The sequence below is a fragment of the Mesobacillus sp. S13 genome (assembly GCF_020422885.1).
In the GTDB taxonomy this organism is placed as follows: Bacteria; Bacillota; Bacilli; order Bacillales; family Cytobacillaceae; genus Mesobacillus; species Mesobacillus selenatarsenatis_A.
Genome location: NZ_CP084622.1, coordinates 2,386,697 through 2,405,739 on the forward strand (window position 1 = coordinate 2,386,697; position 19,043 = coordinate 2,405,739).

Consider the following 19,043-nt stretch of genomic DNA (forward strand, 5'->3'; position numbering starts at 1 on the left):
TTTATTCAATCAAGTTCAGGGATTAAGCCAGTTTGAACGTTTAGCAGTCTGGCGGTTGGCTGAATGTTTCTGTTCCAATTCTCAGCGAAGACGGCTAGGTCCAATACTATACTGGCAATAGGTGATGAATGATGAAACAGTTGTCTGATTTGTCCATTTTGCAAGTGGCTGATTTATACAGGCGTAGAGAACTCTCACCAGTTGAATTGATCGGAAGCACTTTTGAAAGGCTTAAAGAAGTTGACCCAGAACAGAACAGCTTTATTACGACAAAGGAATCAGAAGCCATGGAAGAAGCGAAAGAGGCTGAGGCAGCATTTTTAAGAAATGAATACAAGCATATTTTATATGGCATTCCCTATAGTGTGAAAGATCTTTATTATACAAAAGGAATCAGGACGACGTGCGGTTCCAGGATTTTGAAGGATTTTATTCCTGAAAACACTTCCCCATTGGTATCAAGGTTGCACATTTTAGGTGCTATTCTCATTGGCAAGACGAATATGCTTGAGTTCGCTTATGGGATTGTTCATCCGGATTATGGCCAGACAAACAACCCTTGGGATCTGACAAAGACTGCTGGAGGATCAAGCGGTGGATGTGCTGCATCGGTGGCAGCCGGGATAGGATTATTTTCTTTGGGATCAGATACAGGAGGATCAATAAGGATTCCCGCTTCTTATTGTGGAATCGCAGGGCTTAAACCGACATACGGTTTACTTTCTCTCGAAGGAATATTTCCTTTATCGCCCACACTTGATCATGCAGGCCCCATGGCAAGAAGTTCTGAAGATATATTGGTGGTAATGGATGCACTTGTGCCAGGCTTTCTCTCTGCAAAACTACCAAACAATCAAAAAAAGGGCATTGGAATTCTTCCACCTGAAAAAATCTCAGATGTTAACGAAGAGGTAGCAAGTATTTATAAAGAGGCATTGGAACAGGTAAAGAAACTGGGATGGACTGTACAGGAAATCGAGTTGAAGTATTTTGATATTACCGAAGAAGTCGTTATGAATGTGCTTTTACCTGAAGCGGCTCTCATTCATGAAAAATGGCTTTCCAGGAAAGATGAATATGCTCCTTTAACATATAAACAGATTGAAGCCGGTTTGACTCATCGTTCCCTTGATTACTTGAAAGCGAAAAAGGAATTAGTGAATGCGAGAGAGGATGTTGACAGAGTGTTGAGAGACGTGGATTTTTTGCTCATGCCTACTGTTCCCTATCCAGCTCCTGATGAGGACCCAGCCCTTGAGGAAGACAACGAAATGAAATTTACCGGGTTATTCAATATTTCCGGTCATCCAGCTATGACGATTCATGCAGGGTTTACAAAAAGCAAGCTTCCGGTTGGACTGCAGCTTGTCGGAAGACGTTTTGGGGACAAAGAAATGATTGAAGCAGCCATTAATTTAGAGCAAATGCTATCTCAATCAATGAAAGGAAAACAGATGAATGTCTGAAATTTTAAATTATCTTAAAGAGCACAGTAACCAAATCACTGACACTTTGCTTAGGTTGACAAAGGCTGAATCTCCTTCCCATACGAAAGCATTGGTGGATAATTGCGGTAAGGTGCTCAGAGGGGAATACGAAAGATTAGTAGGCGATTCCGTTGAAGTGTTTGAAAAAACGGAAGTTGGCAATCAATATAAATTTACATACGGAACGGGGGGCGAGGAAGGGCAGATTTTAGTGATTGGCCACATGGATACAGTATGGGATGAAGGTGCACTGCCTATAAGGCATGAAGGAAACCTTCTATATGGCCCGGGGGTCTTTGATATGAAAGGCGGCCTCACGATCACACTTTGGGCATTAAGGGCATTGAAGGAAACTGGTGCTCAGCTTAACAGGAAAATCACCTTCCTGGTAACAACAGATGAGGAAGTAGGAAGTACCCATTCGAAGGAAATCATTCTAGCAGAAGCAGAAAAAAGCTCCGTCGTATTTGTTCCGGAATCTAGTATCGGACCTGATGGGGCAGTAAAAACCGAAAGAAAAGGAGCTGCTCAGTTCCTAATGAAAATTGAAGGAATAGCCGGGCATGCAGGAATCAATGCGTGGGATGGTGCAAGTGCAATAGAAGAGCTGGCTCATCAAATACTGGATTTGAAGAAACTAGCAAACCGCGATGAAGGAATTTCGGTAAATGTCGGTGTCGTGAATGGCGGAACCCGAGGGAATGTCATTGCTAAGGAAGCAGTAGCAGAAATTGATGTTCGTATCACCAAAAAGGCGCAGGCAGAAGAGATTTCAGAAGCAATCTTGAACAGACCTGTTTTCATAAAAGGAACAAAGGTCGAAGTGCTTGGGGAGATCGATCGATATCCTCTTGAACGGACGGAGGAAGTCATTCATTTATATGAGGATCTTAAAGAGATCGCTTCTGCACACGGATACGTATTGAATGAAGGATCTTCAGGGGGCGCAAGCGACGGCAACTTCACCTCAGGGATTGGCATTCCGACTATCGATGGGCTGGGTCCGCTTGGTGATGGAGCTCATACCGAGCAAGAACATGTCGATTTATCAAATCTCCCATACAGGGCGGCACTGATGGCTGAGATTATCCACAGATATGCAAATAAGTAAGAGGGGAGGACAGGAATTATGTACATGATGGATTTAACAGCTTCTAAATTTAAAGAGATAAGAAAGTCTGTAGACACTGTATTACTGCCCATTGGGATGATTGAAATGCATGGGCCGCATTGTTCGCTTGGAACGGATGTATGGATACCACGGGAATTTGTCCGACGGCTGGACCAGAGGATTGGAGATCGTATATTGATGGCACCTGAAGTTGCTTACGGTCATTCTTGGGGTCTTGCTCCATTTGAAGGAACGATTGATATATCTGCAGAAGCTTTTTCTCAATATGTTTTTGAAATCGGAAAGGAGTTCCGCCGGAATGGTTTTGAACAAATAGTATTGTTCAACGGACATGGAGGAAATATCCCGAGTTTGACTACCGTAGCCGAAAAACTTGCTGACATTGGAATGAAGGTATTAACCATTAATTGGTGGGCGGATTACCGTGAACAAATTCTAGAGATCACCAAAGAACCTGGCCACGGAGGGGAAGACGAGACATCATTGATTCTGGCCATTGATGAGAAGCTTGCTGATCCTAATCTTGCTGGTGACCACCAGGGAAATATGAATCCAAAGATCAAGTTTGAGAAATCTGGCCTGAAATTATTTAAAGATGGCTATGTAGGCAATGCTGGCGCCGCGACAGCGGAAAAAGGCGAAAGACTATATGAAATGATGCTGGAACTAGTTTTATCCGATATTGAAGATCTATGGAGGGTGGCATATGAATCAGTCAATTAAGAAGGGAAATAGCATTTTGAGATGGACCGATGAACCAGTTGGGGAAAAAATCGTTGATATCGTTGTCAGTTTGAATGAACAGGCGCAAAAATTACACAGCCAGGAAGTGGCAACGGCAAGTTATAGTGAAGTGAAGCCTACGCTTTCTAGCTTTGATAAGATTGGTGATGCCCTTGATGATGTAGAATATGCCCTCACAGCGAAAGAAGGCCATGAAGGAGAATATATGAGAACGATGGCGAATGGGTTCCGTTATTTTGCCCGCAGCCTGCAAGGTGACAATGTCCCATATGAAGAACTGATTGCGAACATTCAAGAGTTGCCGTCCACCCTGATCACTGATCAGCAGTTAGAACATGCAAGGGATTTGGTTGAGAAAGGATTATCCGACCTTGGCTATAAAGGAAGCTTATTCGAGAAAGCAACTGCATGGCGCTCAGATACATTGATTGATCCTGAACAAGTGACTACAGTAGCCGAAAACTTCCGTGAAAACAGTAAGCAAGGGACATTGAAGAGAGTGATCGGACTGCCAGAAGAAGATGGAATCGATTGGATTAAACCGATCAGGGGAGTGTTTTGGAGTGGGTATTCCAAATATACCGGCAGCTATCGCGGAAACTTAACCTTCAATATTGACCGACCATGGACAGAGCCGATTTTGGCTCAAATCATGACACATGAAGGCTATCCTGGGCACCAGGCGTTCTACTGTCGCTGGGATTACTTATACCAGCAAGGAAAACTACCGCTTGAAGCTTCGTATTACCTAATCAACAGTCCAACCAATGCATTGTTTGAAGGTGGACCGGAAACTGCCTTGAGCTTCCTCGGCTGGGATGATGTGAATGAAGAGACTCCTGGCGTAACTGATGATCAGAAGCAACAATATTTGCTTGCAAGGAATTATCTTGACTATCAAAGAATGTTTACCACAAACGCCTGCTATATGTATAATCTCGGCCAGGTATCCAAGGAAGAAGCAATAGATTATTTAATCAACCAAGGAGGCATTACCGAAATTGAAGCAAACAATGCCTTCAGATTCTTCTCAGACCCAATACAGAGAACTTATTTCCCTTGCTACTTTTACGGCCGCTGGATGGTAGGAAACGCCTATAAAGAAACTCCTAAAGAAAAACGACAAGAGTATTTCTCCATTCTCTATGACACACCACACACAACCAAAACTTTTATCAAAGCAATAAGCCAGCTGCATGGTAAAGAATTCGATGCTTTTAATACATTGAATCAATAAAGATTGAAGGTGAGGCTTTATGGGGCTTCACCTTCTCTGTAATAAAGGGAGACAGTCCCCATGATCGAATTAAAACACTTTACAGAAGAGGACATTCCTCAACTTATAAGCTGGATAGATACTCCTGAGTTTTTGGTTCAGTGGAGCGGGACAGGATTTTCCTTTCCGCTGACTGACCAACAGCTTATTAAGTATTTGAAGGAAGCAAATAAAGAAGATTCAAAGGTTCATGCTTTTAAGGTGATTCATCTTGAATCATCGAAGGTAATAGGGCATATTTCCCTTGGTTCAATCAATTTTCATAACCGGAATGCGAGAATGTGCCGAGTCTTAATTGGTGATGGGGATATGAAAGGCAAGGGTCTAGCTCCTTTTATAGTCAATAAGCTTTTAAATATAGCATTTGAACAATTTGGTCTGCATAAGGTGAGTCTTGCTGTATATGACTTCAATACACCAGCTCTTAAACTCTATCAGAAAATGGGTTTTCATACGGAGGGTTTGATTAGAGAAGCATCCAGGATCGGTGACGATTACTGGAATTATTATGAGATGAGTATTTTAAGTCGAGAGTGGCGTTCATTATTAAATAATATTGGGAGGGAGAACCTTGGATAATTTGACGGTGACGGAAAAAGAAATCATATCCCATATAAGTGCGAATCAACTAATGGACTATAACAAGGAAATCGCCAAAGAGGTAAGGCTGTCGGGATCTGAAGAAGAGCTCCGTGCATTCAAATATGTTCAAAAGACTTTGGAAAGCTTTGGGATAGAAACTGAACTTTCTTTTCACGATGCTTATATTTCTCTGCCGGGTAAAGCGAGCTTAAAGGCAGGTGATACCGAATTGGCTTGTATCACTCACTCAATGGCACCTTCTACTAAAGAGCGAGGAATAATTGGAGAAGCTGTATATATTGGTGACTATTCAGGTGAAAAGCTTTCTCTTTGTAAGGGGAAAGTTTCTGTAGTAGAAGGAATTGCAAGTCCAGAAGTTATAGCAAAGCTTAGTGATACCGGAACCCTCGCTGCTATTTTCATCAATGGACCTTACACTCACGAAATGATTGTTTCTACTGTTTGGGGCAGTCCAACTTCTGAAAATATTTCTCAAATGCCAAAGATTCCTGTTGTATCAATAAATGATGATACAGGGGAAATCCTTAAACAGTTCATTCAGGAAGGAAAGGGCCAGGTAGAATTACATACCGAGGTTGAAACGAAATGGACCGAAATTCCCACGTTAACGGCTAACATTTATGGGAAAGACGAGCCAGAGAATTTTGTTTTATTCAGTGGCCATATTGACTCGTGGCATTTTGGAGCTATGGATAACGGCTCGGCGAATGCGACCATGTTAGAAGTGGCAAGAGTGCTTTCAAAATATAAAGGACATTTGAAGCGATCGATCCGTATTGCTTTTTGGTCTGGACATTCGCATGGAAGGTATGCAGGGTCACAGGCCTACTGTGATCGTCATTGGGAAGAAATCCACGAGAATTGCGTCATGCATTTTTATATAGATTCTGTAGGGGGCAAGGGAGCTACCATCCTGAACGAAAGTAATTGCATGAGTGAAACGAAGGATATAGCGGCTCTCTATGTGAAGAAGATTTCCGGTCAAGATTACATTGGAAGCAGGTATGGAAAATACGCCGACCAATCTTTCTGGGGAGCGGGAGTCCCTTCATTGTTTATGGGAATGTCGGAACAACCGTTATCCAATGACCCAATGTCCAAGAAAGTTTTTCAAGTTTTCGCAGGGAAAGAGGCAGGGGGATTTGGCTGGTGGTGGCATACCGTAGAAGACACAATCGATAAAATTGATCCAGCTAATTTAAAACGTGATTGTGAAATCTATGCCCTCTCCATCTATAAAGTCTTAACCGATCCAATACTGCCTATTAACCAGCTGGCAGCAGTAAAAGAGATCAAACACACAATAATAGAGTATCAAACAGCAGCTGGTGATAAAATCGATTTGAAAATGACGATGGAACGATTAAATAAACTTGAAAAAGTCCTTGCGAATGTACACTCTGATTTATCTTCATCGGATTTGTCGGTTGAAAAACAGAAAGAAATAAATAAGCTAATGATGGCGATCTCGCGCAATCTTGTTCCCATTAATTATGTAAGAACTGATATATTCGAGCACGATGCGGCGATTGGTTTACCTCCTATTCCTGCGCTTTCCCCGATAAATTTAATTGCTGCAGTGGAGAAGGGAACACATGACTATTATTTGCTGAGGACTTCTATAAACAGACAGCTTAATAAAGTGAATTATTTACTCAAAAATGCAATAGAACAAGCTATAAAATTATCAACCACATTAAATGAAAAAAGGAGTGGGAATTATGTCAGCAATTAAAAATAAGGTCGTGATCATTACAGGGGCAAGCAGCGGGATTGGCCGTGCAACAGCTGTTAAATTGGCAAATGAAGGGGCGCAAATTGTTCTTGCTGCTAGAAGAGAAGACCGGTTGCAGCAGCTTGCAGAGGAGCTGCAATCACTTGGCGTTTCAGCTGTATATAAAGCAACCGATGTCACTTCATTGGAGCAGGTGCAAAATCTAGCGGATTTCACATTGGAACAGTTCGGCCAAATCGATGTGCTTTTCAATAATGCCGGAATCATGCCACTTTCCTATATGAAGAATAATAGAGTGGAAGAATGGAATCAAATGATAGACGTTAACATTAAAGGAGTTTTACATGGGGTAAGTGCAGTCCTTCCACACATGCTTGAAAGAAACAGTGGACACATCATCACGACTTCTTCTGTAGCAGGACATGGAATCTTCCCATCAGGGACAGTTTATTGTGCCACGAAATTTGCAGCCAGGGTGATCATGGAAGGATTGAATAAAGAATTGACCAAATCGAATATCAGGACTACCACGATTTCCCCTGGAGTTGTAGATACAGAGCTGCCAAATTTAATTGTTGATCCAGAAGTGAAGCCTATATTTGAGAATCCGGACCTTCCTTCTATACGAAGTGAAGATATTGCGAATGCAGTTCATTACGCACTATCTCAGCCTGCATCCGTTGCTGTGAACGAAATTATCATTAGGCCAACGAATCAGGGGTAATGGTTTCAACAGACAATTTACATGTTATTGGAACTAATCTGTCAATAAAATGAACGATTAAAGCAATCGAATAATCTCTTTTGGAAGCAGGTCTTTTAGATCTGCTTTTCCTTTATTTAGGCTCAGTGATCATTCATTGTTGTTTTTCATGTACGTATGAGAATCAATAAACGGAAGATTTCCTGTTATTATCTATCGAGGAAGTTTTTTGAGCTGAAATAGGCGGAGATATTTCGGTTAACTGCAAAATACAAGTCGAAATCCACTGATTTGGATTGAATAAGCGGAAAAACGACCCTTATTTCATTAAAAATAAGGGTTGTTTTCAATTTAAACGGAATTTTTCCGTTTATTTTCAAACAGTGTGGAATTATGAGCCATTTTTAAATTCAACTTAGAGTCGGCACAAAGGAATATCTGCTATTTTTCCCGAATAGTAAAGGAGTGAATGAAGTTTGAAATCGGAAATACATATTTTAAGGAGGAAATCATATCAAAGCAATATTAAAATCATTAGTCGGTGGGCTGGTTTCTGGTATGGCCCTCGGATTATTTCTCAAGTTGATTCAATTCTTCACAAACCTCAAGGTATATACCTTATTGCTTAATGTGGATTACGTGCCAATCCTTAAAAATATTAAATTACCGGAAATAATTGAATTCGGGTTGCATTTGATCATTTCAATTGTGCTCGCTTTTGTATTGAATGTATACATAAACAGGAAGAGCCTTAAGAAAGAAGCTATTTATCGATTTGTATGGAAAGTGAGTTTAATTGTTGGATTGCTGCTATATCCAACCACACTTCTTTCAGAACGGACACCGGCAATCACAAATGCCTATGCGTTTTTAATATGGATGGCAGGGCACTGGATTTATGGAATGATTTTAGGGAGGCTTTTATCATATAAGGAAGGAGAGAGGGTTTGAAGAAGAAAAACTTAACTATTTTATCAATCGCAATGTTAATTTTCTTTATATATGGAGTTGCTAAGTGGAACGATGGTCGTGAAAAGAACTTGAGGGATGTGCTAGATTCAGCACATATCGAAAAGGTTTATTTCAAGCGTCTGCCGATAAAGGATGAAATGGCCTATAATCGTCAAATTACAGATGACGATTCACTTAAAGAATTATTGAATTTCTTTAGTCAGTATACAGTGAAAAAAGTCGGCGACCGTGATTTTTTTTCAGAATATCCTGATGAGCAATTCCAGTTTCAATTGGAATACAAAGACACCAGAACCACCATGCCTTCTTTGATCGAAAGGGACATTCTATTACATGATCAGTATCAATATGAAATCACCAATGGGCCGGTAGATTATGAATGGCTGGAGGATTTTGTAAAAGACAAGGGTGAAGAGGTATAAAATAAATTTCAACAAAGTATTTAGCTATATACTAATTTGACATAAGTACAATATGAACAGAAAGCTAATTGTACCGAAATTTCTTAATTAACTGGCTGCAGTGCGAGCATCAGGGTTCTTGAAATCCAAAATAAACTAAGTCTGTTCAAATATAATGCCAGGAGTCTATGCTCCTGGCATTTGTTTTTTAGATGTATTTTGATGAAAGGTGAACATATTTTTTCCGAATCTTTTGGATACATAGAGTGCCTCATCGGCATAACTGATTACCGTAAACGGGTCGATATCATGATCCGGCCAAACTGAGCCCCCGACACTGCATCCAACTCTTAGCATGACATGATCAAGAGTATAAGGCTTGTTAATATTTGCGATCAGCTTATTTGCGACCGTCTCAAGGATCGTTTCGACTGATTCATTTGGTGTATCCATTACGATCAGGAACTCATCGCCACCGAGTCTGAAAATGGAATCTTCCTTTCTCGTACTCTCTTTTAGTCTGTTTGCCACTTCCTTGAGTACCATGTCGCCGGTTTGATGTCCATGAGAATCATTTATTTGCTTAAATCCATCTAGATCTAAATATAAGAAAGCCAGGGAGTGCCCCAAATTGTTTGCCTTCTTTAGGAATTGATCCAGAGCAACCCGGTTGCCGAGACCGGTTAAAAGGTCATGGTGTGCGAGGTTCTCCATGACTCCCAGACTTGACTCTGTCCTTACCAGTGAATCAACAAGTTCCCTAAGTGATCCAGATAAAAGTTCAAGGTCTTTAATCCCTTTTATATACGGGATTGCTGCTTCCTTTCCTAGTCTCAAACTATGGGCAGCTTTCGTTATTTTCCGTAAAGGACTTGTTACGAACCCAGCAAAAAGCCAGCCGATGACTGCAAAGATGACAGCAGTGATTGTACCAAGTTTAATGATGAAGATTTTTAAATTTTCAACTGGAGCAAACGCGTTCTCAGCAGGTATTCGAACGATGACGATCCAACCCAGACCTGAATAATCTTGATGGCCGTCTCCTATTGAAAAGCCTGTAAGATACTTTTTCCCATCAGGCCATTCTTCTACAAGCCAATTATTCTCACCGTTCACGGCATTATGTACACTATTGATATCTAATATTTTCCCAGTCATATGAGGTGGTCCAAGAAGCACAGTATTGTCCTTACCACTTACTACAAACACTTCAGCTCCGCTTAGTTCGTCTTTTAATGGTTGTACAATTTCATCTTTCACTTGGCTTGACCATTCCCAGCTTAGATGCGTCGCGAGAACACCAGAGAAATTCCCGTTTGCATCTGTAAGGGGCTTGCTGATGTCGACAAATTGCATCGGCTCTCCCGTAGGATTTGGAAGCAAATTCGCAAGAAGTACGGCGTTATGTACATCGCCAATGAATGTCCCATTTTTGCCTTCTTGATAAACAGGACGCTGAGAAATATTTTTCCCAACCAAGATTTGATCGGAGGCAGCTACCACATTCCCTGCAGCATCGGTTAAACCAATCCAGGAAAAGACCGGAAAACTGGAATGTAACTGGTCTATCAGCTCCTGTGCAACCTGGAGATCATCAGGTGACTTAATATCCTCTATTTGGCTCAAGACTTCAACTTCCCCAATCCTTGACCACATGAAAGAATCCAATTTATCAGCCATATGATAAGCAGTCGTCGACAGGCTGTTTCCAATCTCTCTTTTAATCGTTTCACCAGAATGTTTGCTGATGGTTATGCTCAACAGCATAGTCAGTACGATGATGATGACACCAAAAAATAGAGCCATATAGGCTCGAAGGTTGAATTTCATGAAAAAATAGTTCCTTTCGTGCAGTAAAGCTAATTATCTACTTTGTTATATCGGCTTCATTTCAATTCTATTTAGACATCTTGTTTGTTTCTTTTCAATTTTTTAAAAGTGATTCAATCTCAAGAAAAGCATAACTTTTTAGGACTAAACCAATTAAGTCTGAAAAATATTTTACCTTAGCTATTGTTGATTGCTTTCCTGTATTACCTCCATATAAAAACGGATACCATTAAGGTAGTTCTCAACACTGATATGTTCATTCGTTCCATGCATCCGGTTGAGGTCTTCTGAGGTCAACTGGACTGGCAGGAAACGGTAGGTATTCTCAGAAATACTGTCATAATGCTTGGCGTCGGAACCAGCGAACATCAGATAGGGAGCAATGACTGCTTCGTCGTATACATTCCTCGCGCTTTGCTGGATTGTTTTGAAATGCCAGCTGTCTACAGAAGAAACACCGGAGGCTTCAGAGCCCTCGATTGTTACTTTGATCTCTTCGTCATCGATGGTTTTTTCTATATAGTTTTTCACTTCTTCCAACGAGTCCCCTGGCATTAAACGAAGGTTGATGATAGCGGAAGCTTTTTCAGGGAGGGCATTGTACTGTTCGCCAGCTTGAAAAATCGTCGGTGCAATCGTTGTCCTGATTAGCGCGGCAGAAGCGGGCTGGCCTAGCAGGATTTTTTCAATTACAGGTTCAAAAATAAACTTGTTCGCAAATACATATTTCATTCCAAAACTCATTTCTGGAGCGACGAATTCAAATAAATCTTCACCTGGTCCCTGAAGATCCGCCGGGAATTGAGTTTCTTCAAGCTTGGCAATCGCAGCGGAAATCCTGCCAATATTCGTCGTGCTTTTTGGCTGAGATGAGTGACCGCCACTGCCTTCGATTGATAGCTCTGCAGTCGCTGAGCCTTTTTCAGAGATGCCGACAACACCCACTGGCTGATCGACACCCGGAACCATGTTCTCTACAATCGCACCTCCTTCATCTAAAACGAATTCAAACATGACTCCTTTTTCATTAAGATTATTCACGATTGAGGCGGCTCCTTCTTCACCGCCGATTTCTTCATCATGACCGAACATCAAGTAAATATCACGATTAGGCTGATATCCTTCTTTGAGCAAGTGTTCTGCAGCTTCAAGGATTCCAATCACACCGATTTTATCATCCAGTGTACCGCGTCCCCAGATTTCTCCGTTTTGGACGGTCCCGCTAAAAGGGGGATGATCCCAGTTTTTCTCCGTACCTTCAAGAACAGGAACTACATCATAATGGCTAGTTAATCCAATTGGGAGCTTATTACTGCCTTCTCCATTCCATTTATACACAAGCGCATGGCCATTTACTTTTTCAAGTTCAAGTTCTTCATGTACGAGGGGAAAGCTCTGTTCTAAAAAGGAAATGAAGCGGTCGAATTCTTTTATATCCATCTTGCTGCGGTCCTGATAAGAAATGGTTTTAAATTGGATCGCTTTTGACAGGGTGTTGATTGCATGGTCTTCTTTTATAGTGCCATTAAAGTGTTTAGGTAGGGGCTGAAGGGATTTTAAGGTGAGAGTATTGAACATGGTGACTATGGTGAAAACAAGGAGCAGGCTGCCAATGATCACGAGAAAAAGCCTCAATTTTTTCATAGTTTAGTATTAAACCTCCATAAATTTTTTAAAAAAAGCCTCCGGTTATCCAGAGGCTTCTGTCTATGCGATTTCAGGTGCGTGTGGCTGTTTTTCTGGTTCTGGAACAAAGGCGAGGATGATCATCCCGATTACAAAGAGGATAACAAGACTGAAAACACCCATGCTAGAATTGCCAGTAAGCTGTGCTGTCAGGCCGACCATAAGCGGTCCCATGATGGAAGCGAATTTCCCGAAAATATTATAGAATCCGAAAAACTCATTGGCGTTTGCTTTCGGCACCAACTTGGCAAAATAAGACCGGCTTAATGCCTGAATACCGCCCTGTGAAGTAGCAACAAGCATTGCCAGGATCCAGAAGTCCGTAGTTGTTTCCAGGAAGTAAGCGTAGATACAAACAAAGATATAAACGGTAATTCCGACATAAAGCATCTTTTTACCGGTAAAACGCTCGGATAATTTTCCGAATAAAATGGCGAACGGCCAGGCGACGACCTGGGTGGCGAATAGGATAATTAATAGGTTAGTAGAACTGATGCCCAAATCGGTTCCATAGGCTGTAGACATCGTGATAATTGTTCCTACTCCGTCAATGTAAAAGAAATAAGCCAATAAAAATAGAAATAATGCCCTGTATTTGCGGATTTCCTTGAAGGTTTTGCCTAAGCGTCTAAAGCTTTGCAGCACCAATTGCGGTTCACGCTCAATGTAATGCTTTTGGTGGACATTTTTAAACAATGGGATCGAAAATAATCCCCACCAAAGAGCTGTAATGATAAAAGCAGTCTGGCTGGCCAAGGTCATCGAAATCGGCAAAACCTTGGTCTGAGCTAAAATAATGATTGCGATACTGATGATGAATGGAATGGTACTCCCGATGTATCCCATCCCATATCCGCGTGCAGAGACTCTGTCCATCCGTTCATCTGACGTGACATCAACGATAAAAGCATCATAGAAAACATTAGAACCTGTCGAGCCTAGCACAGCAAGGGTGTAAACAACTAGCAGCATCAGCCAATTTCCGCTTGGGACGAAGGCAAGGCCTGCTGTGAAGGTGATTCCTAGTGTAAAGAAAATAGTAAAGAAACGTTTCTTCATACCTTGATAGTCGGCAATGGTTCCTAGAATCGGGCCGATCAACGCTAAAATGAAGGTGGCAATGGCTATCGTGTATCCCAAGTAAGCGGTTGAATTTGACAGGCTCACACCAGCCTCAGTTGCGGAAGCTTTATAAAAGAGCGGGAACACAGCTGTCGAAATGATAATCGAATAAGCCGAGCTTGCCCAGTCATAACGAATCCAGCTGCTCTCTTCCTTCGTAAAACCTTTCATCCTTTTGCCCCCAATATGATAATATTTTTTTTATGATTTTAATACCGACTTAAAAGATGAAAAGACTGTTTAAACGGCAATAAATATGTGCTTGCCTGAAAAAAATCCATTTCAACTGGTAATATACTTCGCTTTAAGCAGGCAAAAGACCTTCTTTCTATTTCTAAATATCCAAAATCCCTTCAAGGATGGAACCGTCTGTATCTCCGAGATCGAGGCCGAGCAGGCGGGCAAAGGTGGGACCTTCGTCAACGAGGTGCATCGACTTGACGGAAATCCCTGGACGAATCCCTTTTCCAGCTGCGAAGAATACGGTGTGATATCCCTCTTTTTCAGGTGAATAACCATGGCAGGCGAAGGTATACTTTTTCGTCCTGGCGTCCTCATCGGTGACTTCTTCGATATAGTCCCCTTCAATCGCTTCACTGAAGTAGAAACCTCTCGCCGCTTCAAGCATCCTGAAAGCCGTTCCATCAGCTCCTTTTTCGTTTGCCTCGCTGCCTGTTATGACAGTTTCAATTCCGTTACTTTCGTTCTGCATAAGATCAGCAAGGATTTCCGAAACCTCGTTTCTTGCAGCATCATCGTTAGGATCTTTTATATAGACATAGGCAGAGCCGTCACAGCTTTTGCAATAAGCTTGCCAAGTGGTCACTTTCCCAGAAGCATTTGTTTGGATAAGTCCTCGTTCTTTAAATAATACGTTCAATTTCACCACTTTAGACTCATCAAGTGCACTGTGGTCACCAAGAATGACAACTGTTGAGTTTTCGGAAATCCCTGCCTCATCAAGGGCTTCCAAGATCCGGCCGAGCCTCACGTCATGGCGGTGAAGCGCTGCCTTTGCTTCTTCTGATGTAAACCCGTGCATATGTCGCTGGGAATCAAGATCGACAAAATGGATTAACATCAATTCAGGCTTCCTCGTTTTAATGGTCTCCACTGTTGATTCCAGAACAAAGTCATCCAGCTCAGGCTGGCTCAAGCCATTTCTGATATGGCCGAATTTCTGATTCATTTCAAGCTGGTAACGAGGACTTCCATTGAAAAGTGAAACGGGAATCTGATGATGCCATGGACGATTTGCAAATATTTCAGGCATGTTATAGGCAATATCGGCCTTTGCAGTGACTGGCCATAATAATGCGGCTGTTTTCATGCCCGCTTTTTTCGCCTCATCGTAAAGGGTTGTTCCTTTTATGTGATGGCGATGCCAATACCAGTCAGGTGAAATCCTGCCAGGTTGGATGAATGTATTGTTGACAATACCGTGCCGATTAGGGAAATTACCCGTCACGATTGTCGCATGGCAAGGGTAGGTTACAGAAGGGTAGATGGTTTCCACTTGTGTACAATAAGAGCTTTTCTCTATAAAAGACTTAAAATTTGGCAGCTCCTTGAGCACTGGAAAATCATGCTCAGAAAGACAGTCAAAAGAAATGATGATTAAGTGGTCTGTCAGTTTTGTCATGTTAGCCTCCATTAAATTTATATAACTAATATAGCAGAATATTTTTGGAAAAATAATCTGCTTTTCCATTTTTCATTGGAAGGAATTACTGATCGATTAAAGAAGTTATTAAAGTATATGAAAAAACTGGAGGCAGAAGGGAATGGAACTAATCGACAAAGCCTTGCAAATTGCTGCTTTGGCACATGAAGGGCAATATCGGAAAAATACGTATATACCTTATATTGTTCACCCTGTGGCAGTGGGCATGATTTTACAAAAAGCAGGATATCCCAATGAAATGATAGCAGCAGGAATTCTTCATGACACAGTAGAAGATACGGATTTAACCTTATCAGATTTAGAGCGTGATTTTGGAAAGGAAATTGCGATAATCGTCCAAGGTTGTTCAGAGCCCGACAAGTCTCTATCCTGGGAAGAGCGCAAGCAGCACACAATCGAGTTTCTGAGGACTGCATGTGAAGAAATACGCGTAGTAGCTTGTGCAGACAAATTGCACAATGTCAGGTCCATACGCCAGGACGTAGAACAATGTGGCGAAGAAGTTTGGAGCAGATTCAAACGCGGACAAGACCAACAAGAATGGTATTACAGGAATGTGTTGAAAAGCCTTGGCCATTCGTCTACGTTTCCATTACTAGAGGAGCTTGAAATGGAAATAGAGCGTTTGTTTAAAAGAGATAAATTCAGTTACAACAAGTTAATAGAAGATGCCGGCTCGGACAGGATGACATCCAGGACAGGAAACATCCTAACCGGAAATAAGACAGCAGGAGTGTGATTGCGATGGTCACAACGCTCATTTATAAAGATGGTTCTTCTAATAAGTTTTGGAAAATCCAAGTTTCCGGAAAAAGTTATACGCTTACCTATGGAAAAATTGGAACCGTAGGAGCTGTGAAAGTGAAAAATTTTGAAACTGAAGAAGCCTGTCAAAAGGATGCAGATAAACTGATTAAATCAAAAATGAAGAAAGGCTATACTCCGGCTGGTCCAGTTGATCAGGTTGTGAAGGAATGCTCTATGTCTGAAATCCTATTTTGGGAGATTCTTAAGACCGCCAAGCAAAAAGGGGAAGATTCTGAAGAACAGATTGAATGGCTGGTGAGCCATTTAATAAGAAAGCCAGTCAAGGAAATTGTCATGTTCGATTATTTTTTTAATCAATACTATAAGAAGTCATACACGTCCGATTTGTGGGCAGCAGCCTATATCATCATGGGAGGAGCTTCTGATGATTCCTTTGATTATTTCAGAGCATGGCTGCTATTTCAGGGGAAAGAGACATACGAAACAGTCATAAGTAATCCCGAAAAAATCATCCCCCATCTAAAAGTCATTGAGGAAGAAGAGGATGTCCCGCAGTTAGAGGACTTGATAAGTGCCGCAAGTATTGCCTATGAAGAAAAGACAGGGCTGGACTATGAGGATTATTATGATTTATATGAAAAATTGACTGGGGACAAAGCCATCCCTCCTGAAATAGAATTGGACTGGGATGAAGATGATGAAGAAGGTTTGAAAAAGAGGTTTCCTGCTTTATAGGAAAGATATGGAGATCATCCGTTAGATTATTAAAACTTAGGGGGAGTCGTTTTGAAATCACCACTTTTCAATAAAGTTAACAATGTTTTTATCCACGTGAGCAACTTGAAAGAATCTGCAAAATGGTATTACAACCTTCTGGGGATTTCATTTGATGCCGAAAAAATAGAATCACCCGTTCATAATATCCCTGTAATGTCTGAAACCGGGTTAACTTTGGATGATCACACATTCGACCCGGGCTTTAACCTGAAGCCTTCCGACCATGTTCTATTTAATTTCCTAGTGGATGATGTTGATGAGGCTTACCGCTTTGTAAAATTAAATGGAATTATCGTTACTAAAGAAATCGAACGCATTGGTGATTTTGCGTACTTCAATTTCAAAGATCCTGATGGAAACGTATTAATGATTTGCAACTGCTGATCTACTCGAGGTTTATTTTTCCAAAAAAGATATTAATTTCCTAGATTCGCCGGTGTCACTCCTGGGTAAAGAAAGGTAATCCTAACAAGGGGTGATAAAAATGAAGACGAAAGAAAAAATGTCAAAAGAAGAGCTATTAAACCAAATCAAGAATAGTAATGGCAGCTTAGAGATTTCGTCTGTTTCCTCAACAGAAGAAGGAGAAGAAGTAATCGCCCTGGCAAAACACCTGGAACTTGAAGGCAAAATCGTCTTGCTGGAATACTGTTTGGATAAAAAGCCACTGGCGGTTTCCCTGAAAACTAAGGATCCTGATTAAAAAGATAAATCCCAAAGGCGAGCCGCTTTAATAGCGGTTCGCTTTTTTATTTGCATCAATATAGGCCTTAGGAACCAAATGAGGTAAGTAACCGCTTTCTTTTAAAAATTATAAAATTTATAATTGACTGAATATTATATCTATACTATTATCGTACCTAATACTTTTTTCCTTTCGTAAAGCGAAGCGTTTAAGTAAAAAAGATAATGGGGGGATTCATGATGTCACAGATGTTAGCTTTAGTTATTGTTGTATTCATTTTATTAGTAGGAGATTTAGTAGCAGTAAGGACTAAGGCATGGATTCCATCCATGTTCGTGTCAGCAGTACTATTCCTGATTGGGTACTGGACGTTTTTCCCAAAAGAGATCGTTTCACTGGCTGGTGTGCCATCGGCAGTAGCGGTCATGATGATGTACTTGTTAATTACAAATATGGGAACATTGCTTTCGATCCAGGAATTGAAAAATCAATGGAAAACCATCGTTATCGCTCTATCAGGTATTTTAGGAATAGTAGCCGTATTATTGAGTGTTGGTACGCTCATCTTTGGATTCCAGACAATGGTCGTTGCCGTTCCGCCTTTGGTTGGTGGAGTCGTATCCGCCTTGATCATGTCTGAAGGGGCAAAAGAAGCTGGACTCGCAACACTATCCGTATTCGCCATCGTTATTTATGTCATGCAGGGATTTGCGGGATACCCATTAACCTCACTCGTTCTAAAAAAAGAAGGAAAAAGGATTTTAAAGCAGTATCGCGAGGGAAGCCTGGCAGCAGCTGAAGTAGCCGCAACCGTAGAGGCCCCAGCGAAACCTGTTGAATTGAAAATGTTTAAAAACCTGCCAGAGAAATACAACACGCAATTCTTTAAGTTTTTCAGACTCTCTTTGGTCGCTTTTCTGGCATACCAAACATCTACACTTCTGGCACCAATCGTCTCGGTGAGTCCGTTTGTACTGGCACTTTTATTTGGTGTCATCGGGACAAGCGTAGGATTCCTTGAGAAACAGGCCCTGCAAAAAGCAAACGGATTTGGAATCGCGATTCTTGTCCTGATGTTATTCATTTTCGATGGACTGAAGCAGGCAACGCCAGGAATGCTTCTTGAAATTATGGTTCCCCTGATTGGAGCAATCGTTCTGGGCATCACTGGAATGTACATTTTTTCATTCATCGTCGGCAAGATTTTAAAGGTGAGCAAAGAAATGGCCTTTGCTGTATCATTGACTGCACTTTATGGTTTCCCAGCAGATTACATCATCACCAATGAAGTCATCAATTCATTGACTGAGGATGAAAAAGAAAGAGAAGCTTTGACCAGTCATATGCTTCCGCCGATGCTTGTGGGCGGATTTGTCACCGTCACGATCGTATCGGTTGTACTTGCCGGTATCTTCGTAGGATTCTTGTAGGAAAAGAG

General features: G+C 41.3%; 18 protein-coding genes. 14 read left to right on the top strand and 4 right to left on the bottom strand.

Annotation, left to right across the window (positions count from 1 at the left end; genetic code table 11):
* Positions 1-128 precede the first annotated feature (128 nt).
* The 9 genes from LGO15_RS12245 to LGO15_RS12285 all read left to right on the top strand — a co-directional run bounded on the left by LGO15_RS12245 (position 129) and on the right by LGO15_RS12285 (position 9,074).
* Entirely contained in the window at positions 129-1,466 is a 1,338-nt protein-coding gene (locus tag LGO15_RS12245) for an amidase (RefSeq protein ID WP_167830692.1), read from the top strand.
* Complete coding sequence (locus LGO15_RS12250; RefSeq protein WP_167830693.1) at positions 1,459-2,598, top strand: M20 family metallopeptidase; 1,140 nt, start codon at positions 1,459-1,461, stop codon at positions 2,596-2,598. The genes LGO15_RS12245 and LGO15_RS12250 overlap by 8 nt, the downstream gene beginning before the upstream one ends.
* 18 nt (positions 2,599-2,616) lie before the next feature.
* Entirely contained in the window at positions 2,617-3,342 is a 726-nt protein-coding gene (locus LGO15_RS12255; protein ID WP_167830694.1) for a creatininase family protein, read from the top strand.
* Positions 3,326-4,600: a hypothetical protein gene (locus tag LGO15_RS12260; RefSeq protein ID WP_167830695.1), complete on the top strand. Its 1,275-nt coding sequence runs from the start codon at positions 3,326-3,328 to the stop codon at positions 4,598-4,600. Before LGO15_RS12255 ends, LGO15_RS12260 begins: the two co-directional genes overlap by 17 nt.
* A gap of 60 nt (positions 4,601-4,660) precedes the next feature.
* Complete coding sequence (locus LGO15_RS12265) at positions 4,661-5,218, top strand: GNAT family N-acetyltransferase (protein ID WP_167830696.1); 558 nt, start codon at positions 4,661-4,663, stop codon at positions 5,216-5,218.
* Positions 5,211-6,977: a M28 family peptidase gene (locus tag LGO15_RS12270; protein ID WP_226087778.1), complete on the top strand. Its 1,767-nt coding sequence runs from the start codon at positions 5,211-5,213 to the stop codon at positions 6,975-6,977. Before LGO15_RS12265 ends, LGO15_RS12270 begins: the two co-directional genes overlap by 8 nt.
* A complete protein-coding gene (locus LGO15_RS12275; protein WP_226087779.1) occupies positions 6,964-7,701 on the top strand; it encodes an SDR family oxidoreductase in 738 nt (245 codons plus the stop codon). Before LGO15_RS12270 ends, LGO15_RS12275 begins: the two co-directional genes overlap by 14 nt.
* Before the next feature lie 537 nt (positions 7,702-8,238).
* Positions 8,239-8,631 carry a hypothetical protein gene (locus LGO15_RS12280; protein WP_226087780.1) on the top strand — a complete coding sequence of 131 codons (393 nt, stop codon included), beginning with the start codon at positions 8,239-8,241 and terminating at the stop codon, positions 8,629-8,631.
* Positions 8,628-9,074, top strand: a complete 447-nt coding sequence (locus tag LGO15_RS12285; protein WP_167830699.1) for a hypothetical protein — start codon at positions 8,628-8,630, stop codon at positions 9,072-9,074. The genes LGO15_RS12280 and LGO15_RS12285 overlap by 4 nt, the downstream gene beginning before the upstream one ends.
* A 165-nt stretch (positions 9,075-9,239) precedes the next feature.
* Here the strand turns inward: LGO15_RS12285 and LGO15_RS12290 are convergent, their stop codons facing one another.
* The 4 genes from LGO15_RS12290 to LGO15_RS12305 all read right to left on the bottom strand — a co-directional run bounded on the left by LGO15_RS12290 (position 9,240) and on the right by LGO15_RS12305 (position 15,333).
* The gene (locus tag LGO15_RS12290; RefSeq protein WP_167830700.1) at positions 9,240-10,883 is read right to left on the bottom strand and encodes a diguanylate cyclase domain-containing protein; all 1,644 of its coding nucleotides are present in this window, start codon (positions 10,881-10,883) and stop codon (positions 9,240-9,242) included.
* Between the two features lie 180 nt (positions 10,884-11,063).
* Complete coding sequence (locus LGO15_RS12295) at positions 11,064-12,527, bottom strand: M20 family peptidase (protein ID WP_226087781.1); 1,464 nt, start codon at positions 12,525-12,527, stop codon at positions 11,064-11,066.
* Between the two features lie 63 nt (positions 12,528-12,590).
* Positions 12,591-13,862, bottom strand: coding sequence for an MFS transporter (locus LGO15_RS12300; RefSeq protein WP_226087782.1), 1,272 nt, complete (start codon positions 13,860-13,862; stop codon positions 12,591-12,593).
* 163 nt (positions 13,863-14,025) lie between these two features.
* Positions 14,026-15,333: an alkaline phosphatase family protein gene (locus LGO15_RS12305; protein WP_226087783.1), complete on the bottom strand. Its 1,308-nt coding sequence runs from the start codon at positions 15,331-15,333 to the stop codon at positions 14,026-14,028.
* A gap of 142 nt (positions 15,334-15,475) precedes the next feature.
* Here LGO15_RS12305 and LGO15_RS12310 point away from each other — a divergent pair, with 142 nt between their 5' ends.
* The 5 genes from LGO15_RS12310 to LGO15_RS12330 all read left to right on the top strand — a co-directional run bounded on the left by LGO15_RS12310 (position 15,476) and on the right by LGO15_RS12330 (position 19,035).
* Positions 15,476-16,114: an HD domain-containing protein gene (locus tag LGO15_RS12310; RefSeq protein ID WP_318999839.1), complete on the top strand. Its 639-nt coding sequence runs from the start codon at positions 15,476-15,478 to the stop codon at positions 16,112-16,114.
* A gap of 5 nt (positions 16,115-16,119) precedes the next feature.
* Positions 16,120-16,878: a DUF4240 domain-containing protein gene (locus tag LGO15_RS12315; protein WP_226087784.1), complete on the top strand. Its 759-nt coding sequence runs from the start codon at positions 16,120-16,122 to the stop codon at positions 16,876-16,878.
* Positions 16,879-16,929: 51 nt separating this feature from the next.
* A complete protein-coding gene (locus LGO15_RS12320) occupies positions 16,930-17,304 on the top strand; it encodes a VOC family protein (protein ID WP_226084918.1) in 375 nt (124 codons plus the stop codon).
* Between the two features lie 100 nt (positions 17,305-17,404).
* A complete protein-coding gene (locus LGO15_RS12325) occupies positions 17,405-17,623 on the top strand; it encodes a hypothetical protein (RefSeq protein WP_167830707.1) in 219 nt (72 codons plus the stop codon).
* 221 nt (positions 17,624-17,844) lie between these two features.
* Entirely contained in the window at positions 17,845-19,035 is a 1,191-nt protein-coding gene (locus LGO15_RS12330; protein WP_226087884.1) for a hypothetical protein, read from the top strand.
* Positions 19,036-19,043: the final 8 nt, after the last annotated feature.